14 protein-coding genes are annotated in these 15890 nt (G+C 69.8%); 8 read left to right on the top strand and 6 right to left on the bottom strand.

Annotated features, from left to right (window positions below; translation table 11 throughout):
• Nucleotides 1-35: 35 nt before the first annotated feature.
• The 5 genes from AB0F52_RS31695 to AB0F52_RS31675 form a co-directional block, all read right to left on the bottom strand.
• Nucleotides 36-1169: an FAD-dependent oxidoreductase gene (locus tag AB0F52_RS31695; protein ID WP_360179086.1), complete on the bottom strand. Its 1134-nt coding sequence runs from the start codon at nt 1167-1169 to the stop codon at nt 36-38.
• Nucleotides 1166-1486, bottom strand: a complete 321-nt coding sequence (locus tag AB0F52_RS31690; RefSeq protein WP_360179084.1) for a bifunctional 3-phenylpropionate/cinnamic acid dioxygenase ferredoxin subunit — start codon at nt 1484-1486, stop codon at nt 1166-1168. Before AB0F52_RS31690 ends, AB0F52_RS31695 begins: the two co-directional genes overlap by 4 nt.
• A 183-nt stretch (nt 1487-1669) precedes the next feature.
• Nucleotides 1670-3349: a choline dehydrogenase gene (gene betA / locus AB0F52_RS31685; protein ID WP_360179082.1), complete on the bottom strand. Its 1680-nt coding sequence runs from the start codon at nt 3347-3349 to the stop codon at nt 1670-1672.
• 9 nt (nt 3350-3358) lie between these two features.
• Nucleotides 3359-4927: an amino acid permease gene (locus tag AB0F52_RS31680; protein ID WP_360179080.1), complete on the bottom strand. Its 1569-nt coding sequence runs from the start codon at nt 4925-4927 to the stop codon at nt 3359-3361.
• A gap of 31 nt (nt 4928-4958) precedes the next feature.
• On the bottom strand, nt 4959-6425 hold the full coding sequence (locus AB0F52_RS31675; protein ID WP_360179078.1) for an aldehyde dehydrogenase family protein: 1467 nt from the start codon (nt 6423-6425) through the stop codon (nt 4959-4961).
• A gap of 97 nt (nt 6426-6522) precedes the next feature.
• Here AB0F52_RS31675 and AB0F52_RS31670 point away from each other — a divergent pair, with 97 nt between their 5' ends.
• Together AB0F52_RS31670 and AB0F52_RS31665 are read left to right on the top strand one after the other, a co-directional pair.
• Entirely contained in the window at nt 6523-7101 is a 579-nt protein-coding gene (locus tag AB0F52_RS31670) for a TetR family transcriptional regulator (RefSeq protein ID WP_360179076.1), read from the top strand.
• 294 nt (nt 7102-7395) lie between these two features.
• Nucleotides 7396-8517 (top strand): aromatic ring-hydroxylating dioxygenase subunit alpha, encoded by a 1122-nt coding sequence (locus tag AB0F52_RS31665; protein WP_360179074.1) that lies wholly within the window; start codon nt 7396-7398, stop codon nt 8515-8517.
• On the opposite strand, the gene AB0F52_RS31660 is transcribed toward AB0F52_RS31665, so the two are convergent.
• On the bottom strand, nt 8514-9161 hold the full coding sequence (locus tag AB0F52_RS31660) for a GntR family transcriptional regulator (RefSeq protein ID WP_360179072.1): 648 nt from the start codon (nt 9159-9161) through the stop codon (nt 8514-8516). The genes AB0F52_RS31665 and AB0F52_RS31660 overlap by 4 nt on opposite strands.
• Nucleotides 9162-9218: 57 nt before the next feature.
• Between AB0F52_RS31660 and glyA the strand changes: the two genes are divergently transcribed.
• The 6 genes from glyA to purU are packed head-to-tail and all read left to right on the top strand — an operon-like array spanning nt 9219 to nt 15885.
• Nucleotides 9219-10481: a serine hydroxymethyltransferase gene (gene glyA, locus AB0F52_RS31655; RefSeq protein ID WP_360179070.1), complete on the top strand. Its 1263-nt coding sequence runs from the start codon at nt 9219-9221 to the stop codon at nt 10479-10481.
• Nucleotides 10478-11689 (top strand): sarcosine oxidase subunit beta family protein, encoded by a 1212-nt coding sequence (locus AB0F52_RS31650; protein ID WP_360179068.1) that lies wholly within the window; start codon nt 10478-10480, stop codon nt 11687-11689. Before glyA ends, AB0F52_RS31650 begins: the two co-directional genes overlap by 4 nt.
• 9 nt (nt 11690-11698) lie before the next feature.
• Complete coding sequence (locus AB0F52_RS31645; RefSeq protein ID WP_360179066.1) at nt 11699-11977, top strand: sarcosine oxidase subunit delta; 279 nt, start codon at nt 11699-11701, stop codon at nt 11975-11977.
• Nucleotides 11974-14538 (top strand): 2Fe-2S iron-sulfur cluster-binding protein, encoded by a 2565-nt coding sequence (locus tag AB0F52_RS31640; protein WP_360179064.1) that lies wholly within the window; start codon nt 11974-11976, stop codon nt 14536-14538. The genes AB0F52_RS31645 and AB0F52_RS31640 overlap by 4 nt, the downstream gene beginning before the upstream one ends.
• On the top strand, nt 14528-15046 hold the full coding sequence (locus tag AB0F52_RS31635; RefSeq protein ID WP_360179062.1) for a sarcosine oxidase subunit gamma family protein: 519 nt from the start codon (nt 14528-14530) through the stop codon (nt 15044-15046). Before AB0F52_RS31640 ends, AB0F52_RS31635 begins: the two co-directional genes overlap by 11 nt.
• Entirely contained in the window at nt 15043-15885 is an 843-nt protein-coding gene (purU, locus tag AB0F52_RS31630; RefSeq protein ID WP_360179060.1) for a formyltetrahydrofolate deformylase, read from the top strand. Before AB0F52_RS31635 ends, purU begins: the two co-directional genes overlap by 4 nt.
• The last annotated feature ends 5 nt before the right edge of the window (nt 15886-15890 follow it).

Raw genomic sequence — 15890 nt, 5'->3', positions numbered from 1 at the left:
CGTGAAGCGTAGCCTTGAAGGCCCGGTTGAGACTTTCAGACGGTCGCCGGGCGGCGCAGGGCCTGCCGGCGCACGCGGTTGAACAGCTTCGCGTTGTTCAGGGCGAAGACGCCCACCGTCGAGCCGTCCCGCGAGAACGTCGCCACGAACGAAGACGACGACGGGTCGCCGTCCACGAACGAAAGCGTGTCGTCCGGGCGGGGGTGCCCGGCCAGCTGCAAGGTCCCCGAATACTGGTCCGACCAGACGTATCCGCTCGGGGTGTAGGTGCGCGCGCTGTGCCCGGCCAGCAGGTTGGCCACCGCGACCGGTGCCTGCTCGGACGCGTTCGTCCAGTGCTCGTGCCGCTGTCCCCCGTACCGGGCCACATCGCCCACCGCCACGACCTGAGGCAGCGAAGTGACCAGTCCCGCGTCGGTGTGGACGCCGTTGCCGACCGTCAACCCCGAGCCCGCCAGCCACTCGGTCGCCGGCGTCATCCCGACGCCGGCCACGACCACGTCGGCCGGGACGAGTGCGCCGGAAGCCAGCTCGACGCCGGCCGGGGTGAGGCCGGAAACCCGGACGCCGCAGCGCAGGTCCGTGCCGTGGTCGAGGTGCAGCCGGGCGCAGGCCGCGGCCAGTGACGGGCCGAGGACCGGCGCCAGCGGCGCGGCCATGGCTTCCAGGACGACCACGTCGAGACCCAGCGACCGGCACGTCGAGGCCACCTCGGCCCCGATGAAGCCGGCCCCGACGATCACCACGCGCGCCCCGGGCACCAGGGAGGCCCGCAGCGCCACGGCGTCGTCGACCGTCCGCAGCGTGTGGGCGCCCGCGAGACCCGGCAGCCGGCGCGCCCGGCCGCCGGTGGCGATCACGACGCCGTCCGCGTGCACCGACGTGCCGTCCGACAGCAGCACGCGCCGGTTGCCCGGCTCCAGCGCCGTCGCCCGGACGCCGAGCCGGAAGTCCAGGGCCAGCGACGCCAGGTCGCCGGCGTCGAGCAGCTCCAGCGACTCCCGTGACGCCGTCCCGGCCAGGAAGGCCTTCGACAGCGGCGGCCGGTCGTAGGGCAGGTGCGGCTCGTCGCCGATCAGCACGATCCCGCCGTCGTACCCCTGCGCGCGCAGCTCCTGCGCCGCGCGGACCCCGGCGAGTGAAGCGCCGACGACCGCGACGCGCTTCACGCGGCGTCCTCGTCGGCCACGCCCCGGACGTAGATGACGCCTTCGTCGACGACCACGGCGTACGTGCGCACCGGGTCCTTCGCCGGCAGGCAGGTCGGCATGCCCGTGCGCAGGTCGAACAGCGCCGCGTGCAGCGGGCACTCGACGAAGCAGCCTTCGAGCCAGCCGTCGGCCAGGGAGGCGTCCTGGTGCGTGCACGTGTCGCCGATGGCGTACAGCTCGCCGTCCTCGGTGTGGAACACCGCGATGGCGGGCGGCCCGGGGATCCGGACCGACTCACCGGGGGGCAGCTCGTCCACCGTGCACGCGCGCATCATGGGTCCTCCGAGACTGTTGCGCATAGGGGAACATCAACTGTGATCCGCAACAAAGTCTGAATCCCCCGGAGGACGTCGTCAAGGGGGTACGCCCGGGTAGTTTTCGTTACCGGATAACGGGTATCCCGGGCACGCCGAAGGCCCGTACCGGGGATGGCGGTACGGGCGCTGCGACGCCGGAGGCTAGTTCTCCCCGTGCCGGTAGAACGGCAGCTTGAGCGGGGCCAGCGGGGTGTTGCCGAGGATCAGGTCGGCGGCCTTCTCGGCGGTCATCATCACCGGGGCGTAGATGTTGCCGTTGGTGATGTAGGGCATCACCGACGCGTCGACCACGCGCAGGCCCTCGGTGCCGTGCACCCGCATGGTCTGCGGGTCGACGACGGACATGTCGTCCACGCCCATCTTCGTCGTGCACGACGGGTGCAACGCGGTCTCGGCGTCCTTGGCGACCCAATCGAGGATCTCCTGGTCCGTGTCTACTCGAGGCCCGGGCGAGATCTCCCCGCCGTTGTACGGCTCCAGCGCGGGCTGGTTGAGGATCTTCCGCGCCACCCGCACCGCTTCGACCCATTCGCGGCGGTCGTTCTCGGTCGACAGGTAGTTGAACTTGATGGCCGGGTGCTGCCGCGGGTCGGTCGAGGTGATCTTCACCGAGCCGCGGGTGTCGGCGTACATCGGGCCGACGTGCACCTGGTAGCCGTGCCCTTCCGTGGGCGCCGAACCGTCGTAGCGGATCGCCACCGGCAGGAAGTGGAACATCAGGTTCGGGTACTTCACCTCGTCGTTGGACCGGACGAACCCGCCGCCTTCGAAGTGGTTGGTGGCGGCCGGCCCGGACCGCAGGAACAGCCACTGCGCGCCGATGTAGGGCCGCTTCCACTTCGCCAGCGACGGCTGCATCGACACCGGCTGCTTGCAGGTGTACTGGATGTACACCTCGAGGTGGTCCTGCAGGTTTTCGCCCACGCCCGGCAGGTCCTTCACGACGTCGATGCCGAGCTTCTCCAGGTCGGCGGCGTTGCCGACGCCGGAGAGCTGCAGCAGCTGCGGCGTGTTGATCGCGCCGCCGCAGAGGATGATCTCCTTGCCGTACACCTCGGCCGGCACGCCCCGGCCCTGCGCGTACTCGACGCCGACCGCACGCGTGCCGTCGAAGAGGATCTGCGAGACGAACGCGCGGGTCTTCACCGTGAGGTTGGGCCGGTCCATCACCGGGTGCAGGTAGGCGCCGGCCGCCGACAGCCGCCGTCCTTTGCGGACGTTCCGGTCGAAGGCCGCGAAGCCCTCCTGCCGGTAGCCGTTGACGTCGTCGGTGCGCGGGTAGCCCGCTTCCTCGGCGGCGTCGAAGAAGGCCTTGAACAACGGGTTCGACGCCGGGCCGCGCTCGAGCTCCAACGGACCGTCGTGGCCGCGCCACTGGCCGACTGTGCTGTTTGAAGAGCGCGGGTCGTCATCAGCGAGGCAGTTCTCCATCCGGTTGAAGTACGGCAGGCAGTGCGCGTAGTCCCAAGTGGACATCCCGGGGTCGGCGCCCCAGCGCTCGTAGTCCATCGGGTTGCCGCGTTGGAAGATCATCCCGTTGATGCTGGAGGACCCGCCGAGCACCTTGCCGCGCGCGTGGTAGATGCGACGGCGGTTCATGTACGGCTCGGGTTCGCTGCGGTAGCCCCAGTCGTAGAACTTCGACCCGATCGGGAAGGTCAGCGCGGCGGGCATGTGGATGAAGACGTCCCACTTGAAGTCCGACCGGCCCGCCTCCAGGACGAGGACCTTGTTCGCCGGGTCGGCCGACAGCCGGTTCGCCAGCGCGCAGCCCGCCGAACCACCGCCGACGATGACGAAGTCGTAGGTCTCGGTACTCATGCGTCCTCCTCAGCCGGGCAGGGTGTCCGGGGCGTTGTCGGGCATGTGTTCGGGGCTCGTGTGCGCGGAGCCCCAGGTGTGGCGCCGGACGTAGAGCATGATCGCACCGATGATCACGATCAGCCCGGTGACGATCACCGCGCCCCACTGGAAGTACCAGTGGTCGGAGCCGTAGACCTCGGCCCGCGGCCAGATCAGGTTGATCGTCATGGCCGCGCCGTAGACCACCGCGACCAGGTTCACCAGCGTGCCCCAGCGGCCCAGCTTGAAGTACGGGCCGTGGTCCGGGCGCGGCCAGCCGCCGCGCAGGCGGCGCACCAGCATCGGGCCGGTGACCATCAGGTAGGGGATGTAGAACAGGATGATCGCCGTCGAGGTCAGGATGAAGAACGCCCGCTGGTTGCCGAGGTTGATCAGCAGCACGACGACGGTGAGCCCGCCGGTGAGCAGCGCGGGCAGCACCGGCGTCTTCGAGCGCGGGGACACCTTCGCCATGGCCTTGCTGAACGGCAGGCGGCCGTCGCGGGCCATCGCCCAGGTCATCCGGATCGCCGCGGTCTGCACGGCGAGGCAGCAGACGGTAATCGCGATCGCCGAGCAGATCAGGAAGGCGTCGCCGAGCCCCTCGCCGAGGGTGCTCTTCAGCAGGTACGGCATGCCGGACGTGCTGAGCTCCTTGGCGCTCAGGTCGCCGACGGCCATCATCCCGAACAGCATGATCAGCCCGCCGACGATGAACGCCGCCGTGATCGCCCGGAGGATCGCGCGGGGCGCGTGCCGCCGCGGCTGGGTGGTCTCCTCGGCCAGCGAGCCCGCGGTGTCGAAGCCGTAGAAGACGTACGCGCTCATCAGCGACGCCACCAGGAACGCCCCGAGGTACCCGAACGAGTGACCCTCGCCGGTGCCGGCGGTGTCGAAGACCAGGCTGGGGCCGCGCTTGATGTGGATGGCCAGCGCGATCACCAGCAGGACGCTCGCGCCGAGCTCCACCGCGACGCCGAAGTTGTTGATCTTCGCCATCAGCTTGACGCCGATGATGTTGACGATCGTGGCGAACACGACCAGCACCAGGGCCAGGATGATGGCGTTCTGCGCGCCGCCCGGCGTCGACGTCAGGCCGGCGTCTTCGTCGCTGCCGACGAGCTGGAACGCGGTCGACACCTGCGGCAGGATGATCTGGTACGCCACCGCGACGGCGGCCGCCGTCACGATCGCGCCGATGATCATGATCCAGCCGGCCAGCCACGACGTCGCCGGTTTCGCGATCTGCTTCGCCCATTGGTACACCGAGCCGGCGAGCGGGAACTGCCCGGCCAGTTCGGCGAAGCACAGGGCCACGGCGGCTTGGCCGACGAAGACCAGCGGCCAGGTCCAGATGAACGCCGGTCCGCCCGAGCCGAAGCCGAAGAAGAACAGCTGGAACACGCCGGTGAGGATGGAGATGTAGCTGAAGCCGGCGGCGAAGCTGGAGAACGAGCCGAGCGAGCGCTCCAGCTCCTGGCGGTAGCCGAACTTTTCGAGGTCGGAGTTGTCGTCGGCAGCAGGCCCCCCGCCCGCCGGTATTTCCTGGGTGGTCATGGCAGCGTCCTTACGTGGTGGTGGGGAAGCTTCAGCCTTTGAACCAGCGCTGCGGAACAGGGTCGATGTTCTGGTAGATGTGCTTGCTCTCCTGGTACTCGGCCAGCCCGGACGGCCCGAGTTCGCGGCCGATGCCCGATTTGCCGAACCCGCCCCACTCCGCCTGGGGCAGGTAGGGGTGGTAGTCGTTGATCCACACGGTGCCGTGGCGCAGGGCCCCGGCGACGCGCTGGGCGCGGGACGCGTCCGACGTCCACACGGCTCCGGCGAGCCCGTACTCGGTGTCGTTGGCCAGCGCGATCGCGTCGGCTTCGTCGGTGAAGCGTTCCACGGTGACGACCGGGCCGAAGACCTCTTCCCGGACGATCGTCATCTCCCGGGTGCAGCCGGAGAAAACGGTCGGACGCAGGAAGAAACCGCTTTCGTACTCCGGTCCTTCGGGGCGCTTGCCGCCGGCCCGGAGCTGGGCGCCCTCCGCGAGAGCGCTTTCGATGTAGCCCTCGACCTTGGCGCGGTGCTGCGCCGAGACGAGCGGACCCGTTTCGGTCTCCGGATCCAGGCCGTCGCCGACCCGGATGCGGTCGGCACGCGCGGCGAGGTCGGCGACGAACCGATCATGGATGCCATCTTGGACGATCAGCCGCGCGCCCGCTGAACAGACCTGTCCGGAATGGACGAACGCCGCCATCAGGGCGTAGTCGAGCGCCGTTTCGTAGTCGGCGTCGGCGAAGACGACGTTCGGGTTCTTGCCGCCGAGTTCGAGGGCGACCCGGCGGACGCCCTTCGCGGCGGCGGTCATGATCTTCTCGCCGGTCGCGTAGCCGCCGGTGAACGAGACCAGGTCCACGGCCGGGTGCTCGACCATCGCCGCGCCGACGCGGCCGTCGCCGAGCAGGAGGTTGACGACGCCGGGTGGCGTGCCGGCTTCTTCGAGCAGGGCGACCAGCTTGATCGTGGTCAGCGGGGTGACCTCGCTGGGCTTGAGCACCACGGTGTTGCCCGCGGCCAGTGCCGGCGCGACCTTCCAGGACATCTGGAGCAGGGGGTAGTTCCAGGGGGCGATGAGCGCGCAGACGCCGACCGGTTCGTGCACGATCCGGCTGACGACGGTCGGGCTGCCGGCGTCGACCAGGCGTCCGGCGTCCTTGCCGGCCAGGTCGGCGTAGTAGCGGAAGACGTTGGTCACGTCGTCGATGTCGATGCGGCCTTCGCCGAGGGTCTTGCCGGTGTCGAGGCTCTCGGTGCGGGCCAGTTCCTCGCGGTCGCGCACGAGCAGGTCGGCCGTGCGTCGTAGCAGCTCACCGCGTTCGGTGGCGGTCGTCTGCCGCCACGGACCTTCGTCGAAGGCCCTCCGCGCGGCTCTGACCGCGGCGTCGACCTCCTCGCGACCCGCTTCGGCGACGGTCTCGATGACCTGGCCGGTGGCGGGGTTCAGCACGTCGGAGCGGGTGCCGGCGGACGCGTCTGCCCAGATCCCGTCGATGTGGAGGTCTTTCATGCGGCCCTTCCCGGATCGGTAGTGGCTGCTCGGCGCGTTGAGTGCGTACATTTGTACGCGAAGCGTGTACAGATGTCCACAAGGGGGCTCGACACCGATGTCGAAGACGGAACCCGCCGCGGCCCGGCGCCGCGGCCCGAACGACCCGGAACGGCGGGCGCGGATCGCCAAGGCCGCGATCGAGGTCGTCGCCCAGCGGGGGATCGACGGCGTCACCCACCGGGCCGTCGCGGCGGCCGCCGGCGTACCGCTGGGCTCGACGACCTACCACTTCGCGACCCTGGACGACCTGCTGGAAGTGGCCCTGGTCGAGGCGGCGGAGAAGAACGTCCACGCGCTGAAGGAGTGGGAGTCGGCGCTCCCGCCGGCCACCGACTTCGCCGCGGCCCTCGCCGACCTGGTCATGGGCTACATCAACGAGCAGTACCGCGACACCGTGGTCGAGTACGACCTGTACGTGGCCGCGCTGCACCGGCCGCGGCTGCGCAAGGCGAGCGCGGCCTGGGACGACGCCCTGATCGCGTTCTTCGGCTCCCGCACGGACCCGCTCACCGGCCGCCTCCTGGCCGGCTTGTTCTGCGGCCTCCTGATGCAGGCGGCCCTGGCCGACCCCCGCCCCACCCGCGAGGAGATCGAAACCCTCTTCCGCCGCGCCATCAACGGCCCCGCCGCGTGACGGAACGGGCATCCCGCGTGATTGGAGAGGCATCTCGCGTGATTGAAGGGGCATCGGGCTGATGCCCGCCCAGTCACGCGAGATGCCCGCTAAATCACGCGAGATGCCCGCCCAGTCACGCGTGATGCCTGCTCAATCACGCGTGATGCCCCGAACGGCGCACGAACCCGTGGCGGGGCCCTGAAAAACGTGGGTTGACAGGGGGTTGGACAGGAGTCACTCTGGTGCGGAGTGTGCAACAAGCCGCGTTCTGCGCAACTACTCCCGTCCTGATCCGCGGAGAGGACCACGCCGGTGACCACAACCGATCTGCCGCCGAGCCTGCTCGCCACCTTGCCCGGCAGCGCCTACACCGATCCGGCGGTCTTCGCGCTGGAGCAGGCGAAGATCTTCGAGGCGGATTGGTTCTGCGCCGTGCGCAGCGCCGACCTCGCCGGTTCCGGGTCGTTCGAGACCGTGCAGATCGGCAAGGAGAGCGTGCTCGTCTCGCGGGGCCGGGACGGCAAGCTGAACGCGTTCCTCAACGTCTGCCGCCACCGCGGCGCCCGGCTGTGCACCTCGGAGAACGGCACGGTCAAGCGCGCCTTCCAGTGCCCGTACCACGCCTGGACGTACGGCCTCGACGGCAAGCTGATCGCCGCGCCCAACCTCACCGGGATGCCGGACGTCGACCGGACCGAGTTCGGCCTGACGAAGGTCCACTTGCGCGAGTGGCTCGGCTACGCCTGGGTCTGCCTGGCCGACGAGCCGCCGTCGTTCGAAGACACCGTCGTCGGCGCGGTCACCGAACGCCTCGGCGGTGCCGAAGAGATCGACGCCTACGGCATCGACGGCCTGGCGCTGGGCAAGCGCATCGAGTACGACGTGAAGGCGAACTGGAAGCAGATCATCGAGAACTTCATGGAGTGCTACCACTGCGCGACGATCCACCCGGAGCTCACCGAGGTGCTCCCGGAGTTCGCCGACGGTTACGCGGCGCAGTACTACGTCGGCCACGGCGCCGAGTTCGGCGGTGACGTCAAGGGTTTCACCATCGACGGCTCCGAAGGCGTCGACCGGCTGCCCGGCGTCACCGAAGCCCAGGACCGCAAGTACTACGCGATCACCATCAAACCGGGCGTCTTCGTCAACCTGGTCCCGGACCACGTGATCCTGCACCGGATGTTCCCGCTCGCCCCGGACCGGACGCTGGTCCGCTGCGACTGGCTCTACCTGCCCGAAGTCGTCGAGTCCGGGCGCGATCTGACCCGCTCGGTGGAGCTGTTCCACCGCGTCAACCTCCAGGACTTCGAGGCGTGCGAACGCTGCCAGCTCGCGATGGACTCGCGCTCCTACGTCAACGGCGGGGTGCTCGTGCCCAGCGAGCACCACATCGGCGCCTTCCATGACTGGGTCCGGGCGAGGCTGGCGGTCTAGATCAACGCCCGGATGGCGGCCTCGAACCCGGTGACGTGCTCGAGCGTGAGGGCGGCGGCCTTCTCGGCGTCACCCTCGATGATCGCGGTGAGGAGCGGGACGTGCTCGTCGACGTGGCCGGCCATCCCGGACAGCCGGGGCACGAACACGCACCAGATCCGGGTCGCGAGGTTGTCGTACCGGATCAGCGTGTCCTCGAGGAACGGGTTGTGCACGCACCGGTAGATCGCCCGGTGCAGGGCGAGGTCGGTGCGCAGCAGCTCGGCGTTGTCCCGGCCCGGGACGCCCGCGTCGAGCTGCGCGCGCAGCTCGGTCAGGGCCGTCCGGTCGGCCTCGGTCGCGCGCCCGGCCGCGGCGGCCGTCGCCATCGGCTCCAGCGTCCGCCGCACCTCGGAGATGTGCGCGAGGTCGGAGATGTTGACGTCGGTGGCGAATGTCCCGCGCCGCGGGTAGGCGACGACCAGGCGTTCGGACTCCAGCCGCTTCAGCGCCTCGCGGATCGGCGTCCGGCCCATGCCGAGCGTGCTGCCGAGCTCTTCCTCGTTGAGCGGGGAGCCCGGCGGGATGTCCAGCATGACCAGGCGATCACGCACGTAGCGGTACGCCTGTTCGGCCAGCGAAGGGGGATTGACCTGGGGGTGCACGCCGCTTAGTCTACATCGACGATTGATATATCAGAAGTCGACCACGGAAGGTTCCCGATGCCATCGATGCTCAACCGCTCCTTGGCCGACTACGACCCGGCGGTGGCCGAAGCGATCGGCGCCGAGCTGCGCCGCCAGCAGACGACGCTGGAGATGATCGCCTCCGAGAACTTCGCGCCGCTTTCGGTGCTCCAGGCCCAGGGCTCGGTGCTCACCAACAAGTACGCCGAGGGGTACCCGGGCCGCCGCTACTACGGCGGCTGCGAGCACGTCGACGTCGTCGAGCGGCTCGCCATCGACCGGGTCAAGGCGCTCTTCGGTGCCGGGTTCGCCAACGTCCAGCCGCACTCGGGCGCCCAGGCCAACGCCGCCGCCATGGCCGCGCTGCTCAAGCCCGGGGACCGGATCCTCGGCCTGTCGCTGGCCCACGGCGGCCACCTGACCCACGGCATGCGGATCAACTTCTCCGGCCTGCTCTATGACGTCGCCGCGTATGAAGTGTCCGAAAAGGACTACCGGGTGGACATGGCCGAGGTCGAACGGCTGGCGAAGGAGCACCGGCCGAAGCTGATCATCGCCGGCTGGTCGGCCTACCCGCGGCAGCTCGACTTCGCCCGCTTCCGCGAGATCGCCGACGAGGTCGGCGCGTACCTGCTGGTCGACATGGCGCACTTCGCCGGGCTGGTCGCCGCGGGCCTGCACCCGTCGCCGGTGCCGCACGCGCACGTCACGACGACCACCACGCACAAGACCCTCGGTGGCCCGCGTGGCGGCGTGGTGCTCACCGACGACCCGGCGCTCGCGAAGAAGGTCAACTCGGCCGTCTTCCCCGGTCAGCAGGGTGGTCCGCTCGAACACGTCATCGCGGCCAAGGCGGTCGCCTTCAAGATGGCGGGGGAACCCGAGTTCGCCGAGCGCCAGCAGCGGACGCTGCGCGGGGCGAAGCTCCTGGCCGAGCGGCTGCTCGTCGAGGAGGACATCTCGGTGCTGACCGGCGGCACCGACGTCCACCTCGTCCTCGCCGACCTGCGGAACTCCGAACTCGACGGCAAGCAGGCCGAGGACCGGCTGCACGAGGTCGGCATCACGGTGAACCGCAACGCCGTCCCGTTCGACCCGCGGCCGCCGATGGTGACGTCGGGTCTCCGCATCGGCACCCCGGCGCCGGCCACCCGCGGCTTCGGGGACGCGGAGTTCCGCGAGGCCGCCGACGTCATCGCCGAGGCGCTCCGGCCCGGCTACGACGCCGAGAAGCTGCGGGCCCGCGTCACCGCGCTGGCCGAAGCGTTCCCGCTGTACCCCTCGGAGGAGGCTCGATGACCGACCTGCCGGAACACCCGGACTTCCTCTGGGACAACCCCGAGCCGAAGAAGGCCTACGACGTCGTCGTGGTCGGCGGCGGCGGGCACGGCCTCGCGACGGCGTACTACCTCGCCAAACAGGGCATCACCGACGTGGCCGTGCTGGAGAAGGGCTGGCTCGCCGGCGGCAACATGGCCCGCAACACCACGATCATCCGCTCGAACTACCTCTGGGACGAGAGTTCCGGCATCTACGAGCACTCGCTCAAGCTGTGGGAAGGGCTCGAGGAGGACCTCGGCTACCCGATCCTGTTCAGCCAGCGCGGGGTGCTCAACCTGGCGCACAGCCTGCAGGACGTCCGCGACAGCGTCCGCCGCGTGGAGGCCAACAAGCTCAACGGCATCGACGCCGAGTGGGTGGATGCCGACGGCGTCAAGGAGATCTGCCCGATCGTCAACACCTGCCCGGACGTCCGCTACCCGGTGCTCGGCGCGACCTTCCAGCCGCGCGCGGGCATCGCGAAGCACGACTACGTGGCCTGGGGTTTCGCCCGCGCCGCGCACGAGCTGGGCGTCGACCTCATCCAGAACTGCGAGGTCACCGGGATCTCCACAGTGGACGGACGGGTCACCGGCGTCGAGACGACCCGGGGCCGGATCGCCGCCGGCAAGGTGGGGCTGTGCGCGGCCGGGCACACCTCGGTGCTGGCGAAGATGGTGGGCCTGGACCTGCCGCTGACGTCGCACCCGCTGCAGGCGCTGGTGTCGGAGCTGCTGGAGCCGATCCACCCGACGGTCGTCATGTCGAACGCCGTGCACGTCTACGTTTCCCAGGCGCACAAGGGCGAGCTCGTGATGGGTGCGGGCATCGACAGCTACCACGGCTACGGCCAGCGCGGCTCGTTCCACATCATCGAGCAGCAGATGGCCGCCGCGCTGGAGCTGTTCCCGGTGTTCGCGCGGGCGCACCTGCTGCGGACGTGGGCGGGCATCGTCGACACCAGCCCGGACGCCTCGCCGATCATCGGCCTCACGCCGGTGGAGAACCTGTTCCTCAACTGCGGCTGGGGCACCGGCGGCTTCAAGGCCACCCCCGGCGTCGGGGACGTCTTCGCGGCGACCATCGCGCGGGGCAAGCCCCACGAGTACGCCGAGCCCTTCGCCCTCGACCGGTTCACCACCGGTGCCCTCGTCGACGAGCACGGCGCCGCCGCCGTCGCGCACTAGGAGTTCCTGATGCAGCTGATCCCTTGCCCGTGGTGCGGGCCGCGCGAAGAGGCCGAATTCCACTACGGCGGCCAAGCGCACGTCGCCTACCCCGCGGATCCGTCGGCACTGTCCGATGAGGAGTGGGCGAAGTTCGTGTTCTTCCGCGACAACCCGAGTGGCCCGTTCGCCGAGCGCTGGAGCCACTCCGCGGGGTGCCGCCGGTGGTTCAACGCCGTCCGCGACACCCGCACCCACGACCTCCTGGCGGTCTACCGCCTCGACGAACCCCGGCCGGTGATCCCGTGACCCGACTGCACAATTGGGATGGCGGCATCGGCGGCTCTCCCCTCAAGTTCACCTTCGACGGCCGTGAGCTGACCGGTTTCCTCGGCGACACCCTGGCGTCCGCGTTGCTGGCCAACGGCATCCACCGGGTTGCGACCAGCGTCAGGTACGGCCGGCCGCGCGGTATCGTCGGCGCCGGCGTCGAGGACTCGAACGCCTTGGTGCAGATCGAAAAACCGTTCCCGGAGCCGATGCTGAGCGCGACGACGGTCGAGCTGTACGACGGCTTGGTCGCTCGTGGTCTGTCCGGCCAGGGCCGCCTCGCCGCCGAACCGGACCCGGCTCGCTACGACGCCAAGCACGCCCACTGTGACGTCCTGGTCATCGGTGCCGGTCCCGCCGGGCGTGCCGCCGCGGCCGCCGCGTCCGGCCGGGTCCTGCTCGTGGACGACCAGCCCGACGGCGAAGCTCCCGAGGGCGTCCGGTTCCTCTCGCGCACCACGGCGTTCGGGGTCTACGACGACGGGTTCGTGCTGGCCCTGGAACGCCGGGGCGAGCCCGCGGCTCCCGAACGCATCTCGCGGCAGCGCGTCTGGCGGATCCGGGCGAAGCGGATCGTCATCGCGACCGGCGCCCACGAGCGTCCGATCGTGTTCCCGGACAACGACCGTCCCGGCATCATGCTCGCTTCGGCTGCTCGCACGTACCTCAACCGCTACGGCGTGCTCGCCGGGCGGCGCGTGGTCGTGTTCACCACCAACGATTCCGCGTACGACGCCGCCACCGAACTGGCCGCGGCCGGGGCCGAGATCGTGCGGATCGTCGACGCCCGCGCGGGCCAGGGCATCATCGGCACCGATGGCGGTGCCGACGGGCACATCACCGCCGCGCACATCGCGAAACTCGGTGAGACGCGGGGTGAGCGGGTCGAGTGCGACCTGCTGCTCGTCTCCGGCGGCTGGAACCCGGCCGTGCACCTGTTCAGCCAGGCCCGAGGCAAGCTCCGGTACGCCGCCGAGCTGGGCGCGTACGTCCCGGACGGTGACTTGCCGACGGTGCGTGTCGTCGGCGCGGCCGCGGGTGAAGGCTTACCGGAGACCAAGGTGCTCTGGCAGGTGCCCGCGCCCGAGTCCGAAGTGGACACCCGCTTCGTGGACCAGCAGCGCGACGCGACCGTGTCGGACGTCCTGCGTGCCACCGGCGCCGGGCTGCGCTCGCTGGAGCACATCAAGCGCTACACGACCATCGGCACCGCGCACGACCAGGGCAAGACCTCCGGCATGCTCGCCGCCGGCATCACGGCCGAAGCCCTCGGTGCCGACTTGGCGACCCAGCGCCCGACGACGTTCCGGCCGCCGTACACCCCGGTCTCGTTCGCCGCACTCGCCGGGCGGGACCGCGGTGAGCTGCACGACCCCGTGCGCGTCACGACGATCCACCCGTGGCACGTCGAGCACGGCGCCGAGTTCGAGAACGTCGGCCAGTGGAAGCGGCCGTGGTACTACCCGCGGCCCGGCGAGTCGATGTCCGACGCCGTCCGGCGCGAATGCCGCGCGGCCCGCACCGACGTCGCCCTCATGGACGGGTCCACGTTGGGCAAGATCGACGTCCAGGGCCCGGACGCCGGCTGGTTCCTCGACATGCTCTACACGAACATGATGAGCACCCTCAAGGTCGGCCGGATCCGCTACGGCGTGATGTGCGGCGTCGACGGCATGGTGATCGACGACGGGACGGTGATCCGCGTCGGCGAGGAGCGGTTCCTCGTCACCACGACGACGGGCAACGCGGCGAAGATCCTCGAGTGGATGGAGGAGTGGCTCCAGACGGAATGGCCGCACCTGCGTGTTTTCGCGACGTCGGTCACCGAACACTGGACCACGATCCCGCTGGTCGGGCCGCGTTCGCGGGAGGTACTGGGCCGCCTGGCGCCGGATCTCGACGTGTCCGATGCGGCTTTCGGGTTCATGACCTGGCAGGACGCCGAAGTCGCCGGGCTCGCGGCGCGGGTCTGCCGGATCAGCTTCTCCGGCGAACTGGCGTACGAGATCAACGTCCCGTCGTGGCACGGACCCGCGCTCTGGCAGTCCATAGTGGACCAGGGCGCCACGCCGTACGGCACCGAGACCATGCACGTCCTGCGGGCCGAGAAGGGCTATCCGATCATCGGGCAGGACACCGACGGCACGGTCACCCCGCAGGACCTCGGCCTGTCGTGGGCCGTGTCGAAGAAGAAGGCCGACTTCATCGGCAAACGCAGCTTCGCCCGCGCCGAGAACAACCGGCCGGACCGCAAGCAGTTCGTCGGCCTGCTGCCCGTGGACCCGTCGATCCTGCTGCCGGAAGGGTCGCAGATCATCGAATCGGAGACGGTGCCGGAACCGCCGGTGCGGATGCTCGGCCACGTCACCTCCAGCTACGACAGCGCCGCCCTCGGCCGCACCTTCGCGCTCGCTCTCGTCCGCTCGGGTCGCGCGCGGATCGGCGAGACGCTCTACGTGCCGGTCGGGGACCGGGTGGTGCCGGTGACCGTGACCGAATCCGTGCTCTTCGACAAGGAAGGAGCCCGCCGTGACGGTTGACATCGCCGAAGAGAAGTTCCGCACCCAGCTCACCGTCCGCCTCCGCGAGGGCGAGTCGCTCCTCGGGGTCCCCCTGCCCGGCCCGTGCACCTTCACGACCGGCAACGGCGCCGACATCCTCTGGATGGGCCCGGACGAGTACCTCGTCCTTGCCGCACCGGGCCGCCAAGCCGAGCTGGAAGCGGCACTTTCACGTGAAAGTGCCGCCGTGGTGGATGTCTCGGCGCAGCGGAACGTCTTCCGGCTGACCGGCTCGCATGTGCCTACGGCCAAATGCCCCAATGATGTGGCACTTAAGCGTAGGGAGTCACCGGCCGACGTTCTGGCGCACGGGTGCTCGATCGATCTGGAGGTGTTACCGCCGGGTGCCTGCGTCCAGACGCTCCTCGCGCGCACCGGGATCGTCCTCATGGTCCGGGAAGAGGGCTACACGATCCTCGTGCGGCAGTCCTTTTCGGACTACTTCACGGCCTGGCTGGCCGACGCGAGTCTGGAGTACGTCTCGTGACCTTCACCCTGACGCTCAAGTGCCCGGAACGCTCGGGCATCGTGCACGCCGTCACGACGTTCCTGGTCGGGCAGGGCTGCGACATCGTCGAGCACCAGCAGTTCGACGACGACGTCCGCGGCTCGCTGTTCCTGCGCACGTCCTTCACCCGCACCGAGCAGACCACGGTGGACGACCTGACCCGCGCGTTCGCCCCGGTGGCCGGCGACTTCGGCATGGAGTTCGGCTTCTCCGACGGGACGCCGCCGCGGATCCTCGTCATGGTCTCGAAGTTCGGGCACTGCCTCAACGACCTGCTCTTCCGCTGGCGCGCGGGCGGCCTCGGCGCCGAGATCGCGGTGGTCGTGTCCAATCACGAGGACCTGCGGCCGATGGCCGAGGCGGCCGGTGTCCCGTTCGTGCACGTCCCGGTCACGCCCGACACCAAGCCCGAGGCCGAGCAGCGGCTGCTCGACCTGGTCGGGGAGTACGAAGCAGATCTGATCGTGCTCGCCCGGTACATGCAGGTGCTGTCGAACGAGCTGTGCCAGAAGCTCGAAGGCCGCGCGATCAACATCCACCACTCGTTCCTGCCCGGATTCAAGGGCGCCAAGCCCTACCACCAGGCCTACGACCGGGGCGTCAAGTACGTGGGCGCGACCGCGCACTACGTCACCCCCGACCTCGACGAGGGCCCGATCATCGAGCAGGAAGTGCAGCGCGTCGACCACACGTACTCGCCGCGCGAGCTGGTGACCGTCGGCCGTGACGCCGAAGCCCTCGCCCTCTCCCGCGCGGTGCGCTGGCACTGCGAACGCCGCGTCCTGCTCAACGGCAACAGCACTGTTGTGTTCCGGTAGAAGGA

The sequence above is a fragment of the Amycolatopsis sp. NPDC024027 genome (assembly GCF_040638975.1).
GTDB lineage: Bacteria > Actinomycetota > Actinomycetes > Mycobacteriales > Pseudonocardiaceae > Amycolatopsis.
Note: the sequence above shows the minus strand (reverse complement) of the source record. Positions and strands in the feature narration are given on the sequence as shown.

Bases quoted from the DNA above. Each gene is read 5' to 3' on its own strand.
- glyA (WP_360179070.1), top strand. From the start codon at position 9,219: ATGCCATCGATGCTCAACCGCTCCTTGGCCGACTACGACCCGGCGGTG.
- AB0F52_RS31650 (WP_360179068.1), top strand. From the start codon at position 10,478: ATGACCGACCTGCCGGAACACCCGGACTTCCTCTGGGACAACCCCGAG.
- AB0F52_RS31680 (WP_360179080.1), bottom strand. From the start codon at position 4,927: ATGACCACCCAGGAAATACCGGCGGGCGGGGGGCCTGCTGCCGACGAC.
- AB0F52_RS31675 (WP_360179078.1), bottom strand. From the start codon at position 6,425: ATGAAAGACCTCCACATCGACGGGATCTGGGCAGACGCGTCCGCCGGC.
- AB0F52_RS31645 (WP_360179066.1), top strand. From the start codon at position 11,699: ATGCAGCTGATCCCTTGCCCGTGGTGCGGGCCGCGCGAAGAGGCCGAA.
- betA (WP_360179082.1), bottom strand. From the start codon at position 3,349: ATGAGTACCGAGACCTACGACTTCGTCATCGTCGGCGGTGGTTCGGCG.
- AB0F52_RS31670 (WP_360179076.1), top strand. From the start codon at position 6,523: ATGTCGAAGACGGAACCCGCCGCGGCCCGGCGCCGCGGCCCGAACGAC.
- AB0F52_RS31690 (WP_360179084.1), bottom strand. From the start codon at position 1,486: ATGATGCGCGCGTGCACGGTGGACGAGCTGCCCCCCGGTGAGTCGGTC.